The sequence below is a fragment of the Streptomyces sp. NPDC057302 genome (assembly GCF_042667685.1).
In the GTDB taxonomy this organism is placed as follows: domain Bacteria; phylum Actinomycetota; class Actinomycetes; order Streptomycetales; family Streptomycetaceae; genus Streptomyces.
The window spans coordinates 219,462-229,670 of the sequence record NZ_JBHUZJ010000001.1; the positions used below are offsets into that span (position 1 = coordinate 219,462).

Annotated in this window: 6 protein-coding genes; all 6 read left to right on the plus strand. The window is 70.5% G+C overall.

Going from position 1 to position 10,209, the window contains the following annotated elements; translation table 11 throughout:
* The first annotated feature begins 59 nt into the window (after window positions 1-59).
* The 6 genes from ACFUPX_RS00960 (at window position 60) to ACFUPX_RS00985 (ending at window position 10,174) form a co-directional block, all read left to right on the plus strand.
* Window positions 60-2,972 (plus strand): ATP-binding protein, encoded by a 2,913-nt coding sequence (locus tag ACFUPX_RS00960; protein WP_383313697.1) that lies wholly within the window; start codon window positions 60-62, stop codon window positions 2,970-2,972.
* Between the two features lie 349 nt (window positions 2,973-3,321).
* On the plus strand, window positions 3,322-3,975 hold the full coding sequence (locus tag ACFUPX_RS00965) for a response regulator transcription factor (RefSeq protein ID WP_383313699.1): 654 nt from the start codon (window positions 3,322-3,324) through the stop codon (window positions 3,973-3,975).
* Window positions 3,976-3,982: 7 nt separating this feature from the next.
* The gene (locus tag ACFUPX_RS00970; protein WP_383313701.1) at window positions 3,983-5,287 is read left to right on the plus strand and encodes a sensor histidine kinase; all 1,305 of its coding nucleotides are present in this window, start codon (window positions 3,983-3,985) and stop codon (window positions 5,285-5,287) included.
* A gap of 83 nt (window positions 5,288-5,370) precedes the next feature.
* On the plus strand, window positions 5,371-6,426 hold the full coding sequence (aroF, locus tag ACFUPX_RS00975; RefSeq protein WP_383313703.1) for a 3-deoxy-7-phosphoheptulonate synthase: 1,056 nt from the start codon (window positions 5,371-5,373) through the stop codon (window positions 6,424-6,426).
* 483 nt (window positions 6,427-6,909) lie between these two features.
* Complete coding sequence (locus tag ACFUPX_RS00980; RefSeq protein WP_383313705.1) at window positions 6,910-7,797, plus strand: ParB N-terminal domain-containing protein; 888 nt, start codon at window positions 6,910-6,912, stop codon at window positions 7,795-7,797.
* Between the two features lie 430 nt (window positions 7,798-8,227).
* A complete protein-coding gene (locus ACFUPX_RS00985; protein ID WP_383313707.1) occupies window positions 8,228-10,174 on the plus strand; it encodes an ABC transporter ATP-binding protein in 1,947 nt (648 codons plus the stop codon).
* Window positions 10,175-10,209 lie beyond the last annotated feature (35 nt).

Consider the following 10,209-nt stretch of genomic DNA (forward strand, 5'->3'; position numbering starts at 1 on the left):
CCGGCTGACCGTCCGGCCGCTCCAGGATCAGCCGTCAGGCACGGGGGAGAAGTCGGCTCATGAACTTGGTGGACCGTGGAGAAGAATTTTCGATCATGGATGGCATGCTTGACGCCAGTATGGCGGGGCATGGCGGAGTGTTATTGGTAAGTGGCGCGGTGGCCAGCGGGAAAACCGCGCTGTTGCGTGCGTTCGGCGAACGGGCAAGCGCTGCGGGCGCGTTGTCCCTGCAGGCCACAGCGTCGGAGGCGGAGAGCGACCTGCCGCTCGGCGTGATGGGGCAGTTGCTGCTCGGCGCGGATCTGCCGGGGGCCGACGCCAAGCGGGCGGCCCGTCTTGTGGACCTGATGGCGGTGGCCGCGCAGATTCGGCGGGCCGAGGGGGTGTTGCCCCCCGTCGTGATGAATGAGATTCCCAAGCTCTGCGGGATTGTCCTGGAACAGGCCAGGGAAAGGCCGGTGGTGCTCAGCATCGACGACGTGCACCACGCCGACGGCCACTCCCTGGAATGCGTCCTGTACCTGGCCCGTCGCCTTGACGCCAGCCGCATTCTGGTGGTCCTGGGCGAGAACAGCGGATTTCTGGCCGGAAATACGCGATTACACGTTGACTTGCTGCGTCTGCCGGGCTGCCGCAATATCAGGCTCGGACCACTCGAGCGGCACGGAGTGGCCGAAATGATCTCCGGATACGGCGGCGAGGGGTGGGGAACGCGCCAGCTCGTCTCGGAGCTCCATCGGACGGGCGGCGGGAGCCCGCTCCTCACCCGGGCACTGATCGAGGACCGCCTGGCGACGGCGGACGACGGCGGGTGCGGCTCCGCCGCTCTCGTACCGGGCGACGCCTTCGCGCAGGCCGTCACCACGGGCCTGTTCCGCAGCGACGCCGCGACGCGGAACACCGCGTGGGCGCTCGCGGCGGTCGGCCAGGACGTGCCGCTCGCCGAACTGGTGGAAGTTCTGGGAACCAGCCGGGAGTCGGTCCACCGCAGCCTGCGCGCCCTGAACGACGCGGGGCTGCTCGACTCCGGCTGGTTCCGCCACGAAGCGGGCAGGGCCGCCGTACTGCGGAGCATGGAGCCCGCACACCGCGCCCGCCTCGAGGCCCGCGTCGCCCAAGTGCTGCACGAGCACGGCGAAGCGGCGACCGTGGTGGTGCAACATCTGATCGCGGCCGAACCCATCGACGCCCCGTGGGCGCTCAGCACGCTCCTGGAGGCCGCCGAGCGCGCGCTGGCCGACGACGAGGTCGAACTCGCCCTCACCTGCCTGCGCGCCGCCCGCGACACCTGCACCGACGCCCGGCAGTCCGTGGCGATCAGGGTGGCGCTGACCCGAGCGGGCTGGCGGCTCAACCCGGCCACCGTCGCCCGGCACCTGCCCGAGCTCACCGCCGACGCGCTCGACGGCGGCCTCGGCAACCGGCACACCGGTGAACTCGTGGGCCACCTGCTCTGGTTCGGCCAGGTGGACCCGGCCCTGGAGATACTCGGCGCCGCCGAGCGCGAAGGCGCCGGCACCGAGCTCTGCGGGCACCCTGACGCGGGCGCCGCGCGCGGACTCGACTGCGTACGGTCCTGGATGGCGTACGAATATCCGGGACTGCCCGGCTCCGCACGGGCCAGGGCCCGGCACGCCGACGCCGAACGGCGCTCGCGGACGCCCGCGCGCAGCCCCCATCAGCGTGCGGCGACCCTGATGAAGGCGGTCCTCGACGGCGCGGGCGACGACGTGGTGGTCAGGGCGGAGCAGATCCTGCAGAGCACCCGCCTGGACGACAGCACCCTGACGGCGCTCGTCGTGGCCCTCAACTCCCTTGTCCTGAGCGACCATCTGGACACTGCGGGCTTCTGGTGCGAGACCCTGTACAAGGAAGCCGCCGAGCGCGGGGCGCCCATGTGGCAGGCGCTCCTCGCCGCGGTCAGGGCGCGCGTCGAACTCAGGCTGGGCGCGCTCGCCGCCGCGGAACGGTCGGCCCAGCTGGCGATCACGCTCGTCCCGCCCGAGGGCTGGGGCGTGGCCGTCGCCTCGCCGATCGCCACGTCGGTGTACGCCAAGACCGCCATGGGCCGCCTCGACGAAGCGGCGGCCCAACTCGGGGTACCCATACCGGAGATGGCGCTCCACACGCCCGACGGACTGCTCTACCTCCGGGCCCGCGGTCACTACTATCTCGCCGCCGGACGCCCCTACGCGGCGCTCGACGACTTCCACACGTGCGGCGACCTCATGACCCGCTGGGAGTTCGATCTGCCGGCCCTCGTCCCGTGGCGGACCGACGCGGCCGAGGCCCATGTGCTGCTCGGTGACGACGAGCGGGCCCGGACGCTCGCACAGGAGCAACTGGCCCTGGCCGGGGGCGCGACCGCCGGGACCGCCTGGACGCGTGGCCTCTCGCTGCGGGTGCTGGCGAGCGCGCTCCACCCCGGGCGCAGGCTTCCCCTCCTGGGCGAGGCCATCGACACCCTGCGGGAGCGCGGCCACCGCGTGGAGCTGGCCCGCGCGACGGACGAGCTGGCCCGCGCCCATCGCGAACTCGGCAACGGCGGCCAGGCACGCGCCCTGGCCCGCAAGGCACAGCAGCTGGGGCGGGAGTGCGGAGTCCCCGTCCCCAGGGTGTCGCCGGTGGCCGACGCCGGAAACTCCCTGCCCGCCGAGCAGCCGTGGCCGTCCGGCGCCCGGCGCAAGGCCGACGACCTCAGCGACGCGGAGCTGCGCGTGGCGACGCTCGCGGCCCGCGGCCACACCAACCGGCAGATCGCCGACAAGCTGTTCATCACGATCAGTACCGTCGAGCAGCACCTGACGCGCGCCTACCGCAAGCTCGCCGTCCAGCGCAGGGCCGACCTGGCGGCGAAACTCGGGCCCGTGCCCATGACCGTCGCGGGACCCGGCAGGAGGGAGGGCCACCGGGAGGGGCGCCGCGAGGGGCGGCAGGACGGCGGGGCGTGCGACCGGCTGCGCGTGGTGTAGCGGGGGGAGGTGCAGGTCGCCGTGCGGGTGGGTGACCACGGCCTGCATCTCCTCTCCCGGACCATGTGCGGGCGTCGCGAATGCACTTCCGTTTCTACGCGGCGGCCGGTCACACTGCGGTCCGCGAATCTGTGACCGGAGGATCCGCCACCGCGGCGGTACGCTTTCGGCAGCAGCAGGTCGAACACGAGAGCGCGCCGACGGGGGGCCGTCGCCGGAGCTGTGACCGGTGTGTGACGTGGGATCGGGCAACGTGGTGCCGCATGATCAGCCTCTGCCGCGGCGGCGTTTCCCGCCGCTCCCACCTCTGGTCCCCTCCGTTCGTGACGCGCCGTGCGAGGGGTGGGCGATGAGGGTATTGGTGGTCGAGGACCACGCGGAGCTCGCGCATTCGGTGGCGCGCGTGCTGCGCCGCGAGGGGATGGCGGTCGACGTCGTCTACGACGGCTCGGACGCGCTGGAACGCACGACGGTCGTCGACTACGACGTGGTCGTGCTCGACCGGGACCTCCCCGGAGTCCACGGGGACCAGGTCTGCATCGCGCTGGCCGCCCAGCCGATGCACGCCAGGGTCCTGATGCTCACCGCGTCCGGCACGATCGCCCACCGGGTGGAGGGGTTCAGCCTCGGCGCCGACGACTACCTCCCCAAGCCCTTCGCGTACGCCGAACTCGTCGCCCGCATCCGCGCGCTCGCCCGGCGCTCGCAGCCCGCGCTGCCACCGGTCCTCGTCCAGGGCGACCTGCGGCTCGATCCCGCGCAGCGGATGGCCTCCCGGGCCGGGGAGCGCCTTGCGCTGACTCCCAAGGAGTTCGCGGTACTCGAGTACCTGCTCGCCGCCCAGGGCCGGGTGGTGTCGGCCGAGGAACTCCTGGAGCGGGTGTGGGACGAGGCGGCCGACCCGTTCACCACGACCGTCAAGGCGACCATCAACCGTCTGCGACCGAAGCTCGGCGACCCGCCAGTGATCGAGACCGTTCCCCGGGGCGGCTACCGGATTTGAGATGCCCATGCGCCTGCCCACGTCCTTCGCCCTGTCACCGTGGATCGTCCGCCGGCTGCTGCCGCGGCGCGTGCGCGTGCGTCTGACGCTCCTGTACGGCGTGCTGTTCGTCGCCTCGGGCGTGGTCCTGCTCGCCATCACCAATCTGCTCGTCGCCCGCACCCCGGCCAACCTCGTCCTCGTCAAGAACCGGGGCGGCGAACCCGTGCTGTCGCCGGGCGCCGACGGCCGCCTCTACCTCGGCTATCCCGAGTCCAACTCCTCCGTACAGCTCAACGACATCACCCAGCAGCTGCGCGACCAGGCGCTCCGCCAGCACGAGATCGAGATGGACCATCTGCAGGTCCAGTCGGGAATCGCGCTGGCCATCATGGCGGTGATCGCGATCGGTCTGGGCTGGCTGGTCGCCGGGCGCGTCCTGCGTCCGCTGCGCACCATGACGGGCACCATCCAGCGCATCTCCGCCCGCAACATGCACGAGCGGCTGGCGGTCGTCGGCCCGGCCGACGAGTTGAAGGACCTTGCCGACACCGTCGACGGACTCCTCGGCCGCCTGGAGACGGCCCTCGACTCCCACAAGCGCTTCGTCGCCAACGCCGCGCACGAACTGCGGACGCCGCTCACCCTGGAGCACGCGCTGCTCGAGGAGTCCCTCATCGACCGCGATGCCACCCGCGAGTCGTTCCGGTCCAACTTCGAGCGGCTCCTGGAGATCAGCAAGCAGCAGGCCCGCCTCCTGGAGTCGCTGCTCACCCTGTCCAGCAGCGAGCGCGGACTCGACCACCGCGAACCGCTCGACCTCGCGGAGATCACCGAGGAGGTCGTCGAGGCCTCGCGCCCCGAGACCGAGCGGCGGGGACTGCGCTTCGAGACCACCGCCGAGTCCGCGACCACCTCGGGCGACTCGGCGCTCGTCCAACGCCTGGTGGCCAACCTCGTCGACAACGCCATGGGTTACAACATCCCCGGCGGCCATGTGCGGATCACCACCCGCACCGCTGCGGGGCGAGCCGTCGTCGCCGTGGCCAACACCGGACCCAAGGTGCCGCCCGAGCAGGTGGAGCGGCTCTTCGAACCCTTCCAGCGGCTGGGCCGCACCGCGGGCGACGGCCACCACGGGCTGGGCCTCTCGATCGTCCGCGCCATCGCCGTCGCCCACGACGCCGTGATCGGCGCACACGCCCGCCCCGGTGGCGGACTCGTCGTGGAGGTCTCGTTCCCGCCGCGTACGGATCCGCCCCGACACCCGCTGGAAATTGCGCAGTTGGACGATGCCCCGCCATCCGTTGAGGGTCGGGCACCGAACTCCTAACGTTGTTGCGGCGCCTGCCGGATCCCCCCGTCCGCATGGGCCGCCGGATCTGGCGAAGCCCTCTCGAACAACGGGAGGAACCCATGGTGGTCGTGATGGCCCCCGAGGCCACACAGCAGGACGTGGACGCGGTCGTCGAACTGGTGCGGGCGGCGGGCGGTGACGCGTTCGTCAGCCGTGGAGTGACCCGCACCATCGTCGGCCTGGTGGGCGACGTGGACGCGTTCGACGCACTCAATCTGTCCAACCGGCGCGGCGTCCTCGACGTGGTGCGGATCTCGGCGCCGTACAAACTGGTCAGCCGGGAGCACCACCCCGACCGGTCGGTCATCCGGGTGGGCGGCGTCCCCGTCGGACCGGACACCCTGACCGTCATCGCGGGACCGTGCGCGGTGGAGAGCCCCGAACAGACCCTGGCCGCCGCGCACCTGGCCAAGGCGGCGGGAGCCTCGCTGCTGCGCGGCGGTGCCTTCAAACCGCGCACCTCGCCGTACGCCTACCAGGGGCTCGGCGAGAGGGGCCTGCGGATCCTCGCCGACGTCAGGGAGGAGACGGGCCTCCCGGTGGTCACCGAGGTCATCGACCCGGCCAGCGTCGACCTGGTCGCCCCCTACGCGGACATGCTGCAGGTCGGCACCCGCAACATGCACAACTTCGCGCTCCTCCAGGCGGTCGGCTCGGCAGGCCGGCCCGTGCTGCTCAAGCGCGGCTTCGGCGCCACGATCGAGGAGTGGCTGATGGCGGCGGAGTACATCGCGCAGCGCGGCAACCTCGACATCGTGCTCTGCGAACGCGGCATCCGCACCTTCGAGACCGCCACCCGCAACACCCTGGACATCAGCGCCGTGCCGGTGGTCCAGCGCCTCTCCCACCTGCCGGTCATCGTCGACCCCTCGCACTCGGGCGGCCGCCGCGACCTCGTCGTCCCTCTCACCCGTGCCGCCCTCGCCGTCGGCGCGGACGGCGTCATGATCGACGTACATCCCGACCCCGGGACGGCGCTCTGCGACGGCGATCAGGCCGTGACCCGGTCGGAGATCGGCGAGCTCGCGGACATCGTCACGGTCCTGTCGCCGCTGATGGGCCGCACGCTCACGCGGCCGACGGCACGAGCCGGGGCCGGCGCGGCAACCCGGTAGGGGTGAATAGGGGTTTCCAGCCCTAGATCAATTCTGCTAGTGAGGGGTACCAGGCAGATAAGCGCGTTGTTAGGGTGAGCGTGGTTCGGCCAGCGGGATTCCGCCCCCAATTCAGGACCGGGGCGGAATCCCGACGGAGGGGAAGTGGCGCCGAGTGCGGGTGTAGTTCTGCGAATCGACGAGAGATGTGCGGCTCGGGCTCATCACCGCGGTGGCGGTGATGTATTTCCGCGCACCTCGTTCGCCGCCCGGACATCGGGCGAACCGATCTTCTGAGCACGCGCCACTTTTCACTTCATGGTCGATCTCTCCCGAATCCTGCGCCGATCCTGACCGGCGGGTGGTCAAGTGCGCACGGGAGACATCAGATCGCTAGGGGGATTTCAGTTGGCAATACCTGGGCATGCGCAGATCGACCAACTCATGGTCGTCGAAGTGGAGATCAATTCACTGTCGACGGCCGACTCACCGCGAATCTCCGGAATGGATCAGGAACACGTCGAGGCGCTGGCAGTGGTGCAGAGTCCGCTCCCGCCCATCACCGTGCACCGCTCGACCATGCGCGTCATCGACGGACTGCACCGACTGCGGGCCGCCGAACTGCGGGGGCAGCGCAAGATCGCGGTGAAGTTCTTCGACGGGGACACGGCCGACGCCTTCGTCCTCGCCGTCGAGTCCAACGTCACGCACGGTCTGCCGCTGACCACGGCCGACAGGAAGCGTGCCGCCGGACGCATCATCGCCTCGCATCCGCAGTGGTCGGACCGGATGATCGCCTCGGTCAGCGGCATCGCGCCGGGGACCGTCGCGGAGATCCGCAGACGGGCCCCGGCCGAGCGGGCCGGCGAAGCGAGCAGGATCGGCCACGACGGCCGGGTGCGCCCGGTCGACGGCACCGAGGGGCGCAGGGTGGCGAGCGAACTCATCGCCGAGAACCCCCAGCTGTCCCTGCGTCAGATCGCGCGCGTCGCGTCCATCTCCCCGGAGACGGTCCGCGACGTACGCAACCGGATGATGCGCGGCGAGGACCCGCTGCCGCAGCGCGGGAAACGGGGCGGCGGCGAAGGCATCGCCGGCGTTCCGAGCGGCGGCACCGGGCCCACCGCCGTCCCCGACCGTGACACCGGCCAGGACCGCACCGCGGTCCTCAAGCGCCTCAACGCGGACCCGGCGCTGCGCTTCAGCGAGACGGGCCGGATCCTGCTGCGACTGCTCAACATCCACACGATCAGCGCGGAGGAATGGGACGACATCATCGACAAGACCCCGCCGCACTGCGGCCGCATCGTGGCCTACCTGGCGGGCGAGTGCGCGGAGATGTGGGCGGAGGTCGCTGTGCGCGTCCAGCGCAAGGTCGCCGAGACGGCGTAGGGCGTCCCGGAGACGCCGGGAGGGCCGGGCGTCCAAGTGGGCAGATTGCCCGGTTGGACGCCGATCCCTTCCGCCATGGACATGGATATCTCCATGGGCAGTACCAAGATTCCCGCAAGTCCAGCGAGTTCTTCGATTTCTTTGTGCTCTTTGGGTTTTTCGGGTTCCGCGGCGAGCATCGTGCTGCCCCGACGCGGACATTCCCGTGCCCAATTGAGGGCCTGGATGGTGGGAATGCAGAAAGGTATCGTCCTGCGGGTGAGCAAATTGCAGGCCATATCAGCGAGCCCCATTTCGTAATGCCGAGGCAGGAGGATTCCGTCGCGTGTTGATCACCCAAGGACCTGGTGGACCCACCATCGGAGGGCCGCAATCCGGGGCCCAGAAGCAATCGCTGCGGCCGGGATCAGTACACCGGGCGATGTCCTACATGAAGTGGCACAAGCCCGCGTTCGCCTTTCTGCTCCTCACCACCGTGGTGGATTCCCTCATCATCGTGTCGACGCCCCTGCTGCTGAAAACCATCATCGACGACGGAATACTCAAGGACGACGCGGGAGTCATCACGACCGTCGCCCTGCTCGTCGCCGGACTGGCCGTCGTCGACGCTCTCGCGCAGCTCGTGCAGAGCTACTTCTCCGGACGCATCGGGCAGGGCGTGAGCCACGATCTGCGGGTCGAGGTCTTCAAGCACGTGCAGCGGCAGCCGATGGCGTTCTTCACCAGGACCCAGACGGGGCTGCTCGCCAGCCGCCTCAACGGCGACGTCATGCTGGCCCAACAGGCCCTCACCACGATGCTGGTCTCCGCGACCAGCGTGCTGACCGTGCTGCTCGTGCTCGCCGAGATGTTCTACCTGTCCTGGGTCATCACCCTGATCGCCGTCGCCCTGCTGCCCCTGTTCATCGCCCCCGGCATCTACGTGGGGCGGCGCCTGCAGCACTACTCAAGGGCGCAGATGCAGGCCAACGGCGAACTGGGCGGCATCATCAACGAGCGCTTCAACGTGGGCGGTGCGATGCTCGCCAAGCTCTTCGGGCGTCCGCGCGAGGAAGCGGCGGCGTTCGAGGCGCGAGCGGGCGAGGTGCGCCAGGTCGGTGTGATCTGGACGGTGTACAGCAGGCTCTCCTTCATCTTCATGGCGCTGCTCGCGTCACTGGCGACCGCGCTGGTCTACGGAGTCGGCGGCCGCCTGGTGCTCGACGACGTGTTCCGCATCGGCACGCTGGTGGCACTGGCCGCGCTGATGGGCCGGCTCTACGGGCCCATCACGCAGCTGTCCAGCCTGCAGTCCAACGCTCTGACGGCGATGGTCAGCTTCGACCGGATCTTCGAGGTCCTCGACCTCAAGCCCCTCATCGACGAGAAGCCGGACGCGGTCGACCTGACCGCTCCGGGCAGCGGCCCGGCGCCGGAGATCGAGTTCGACCAGGTGTCCTTCCGCTATCCGCGCGCAAGCGACGTGTCCCTCGCCTCGCTGGAGTCCAACGCGTTGTCCGCGGCCGAACGGGCCAAGGAGACGGCCGAGGTGCTGCACGGGATGAGCTTCCGGGTGCCCTCCGGCAAACTCACGGCCCTGGTCGGTCCTTCGGGCGGCGGCAAGACCACCACCACCCATCTGGTGTCCCGCCTCTACGACCCGACATCGGGAAGCGTCCGCATCGACGGCCACGACCTGCGAGACGTCAGCCTCGACTCGCTGCGCGACGTCGTCGGCGTGGTCAGCCAGGACGCGCACTTCTACCACGACACGATCCGCGTGAACCTGTCCTACGCACGCCCCGAGGCCACCCAGCGCGATCTGCTCCGGGCCTGTGACGCGGCCCAGATCGGTGACCTGATCCGCTCGCTGCCCAGCGGCCTCGACACCGTGGTCGGCGACCGCGGCTACCGGCTGTCCGGCGGCGAGAAACAACGCCTCGCGCTGGCAAGGCTCCTCCTCAAGGCGCCCTCCATCGTGGTGCTCGACGAGGCCACCGCACACCTGGACTCCGAGTCCGAGGCGGCCATCCAGCGGGCACTGACCACCGCCCTGCGGGACAGGACCTCCCTGGTGATCGCCCACCGCCTCTCCACCATCCGCGAGGCGGACCAGATCCTGGTCATCGACGAGGGAGAGGTCCGCGAGAGCGGCACGCACGAGGAACTCCTGGCGGCAGGAGGCCTCTACGCCGAGCTCTACCACACGCAGTTCAACCGCTCCGGCACCAACGGAGCGGGCCCCGACGCCCACAAGGAGCGGGTGCTGCACGGCCCTGTCCTCGGTGGCGGCCCCGTCCTGGGCGGGAGCGGCCCCGTGCTCGGCGGCAGCGGCCCGCCACCAGCCGTCGGCGGCGAGCACATCCTGCGCCTCGGTGCCGACCCGGACGAGCGCTGAGCGCCGGCCCGAAGCTGCCTGAAGGGGGAATGGTG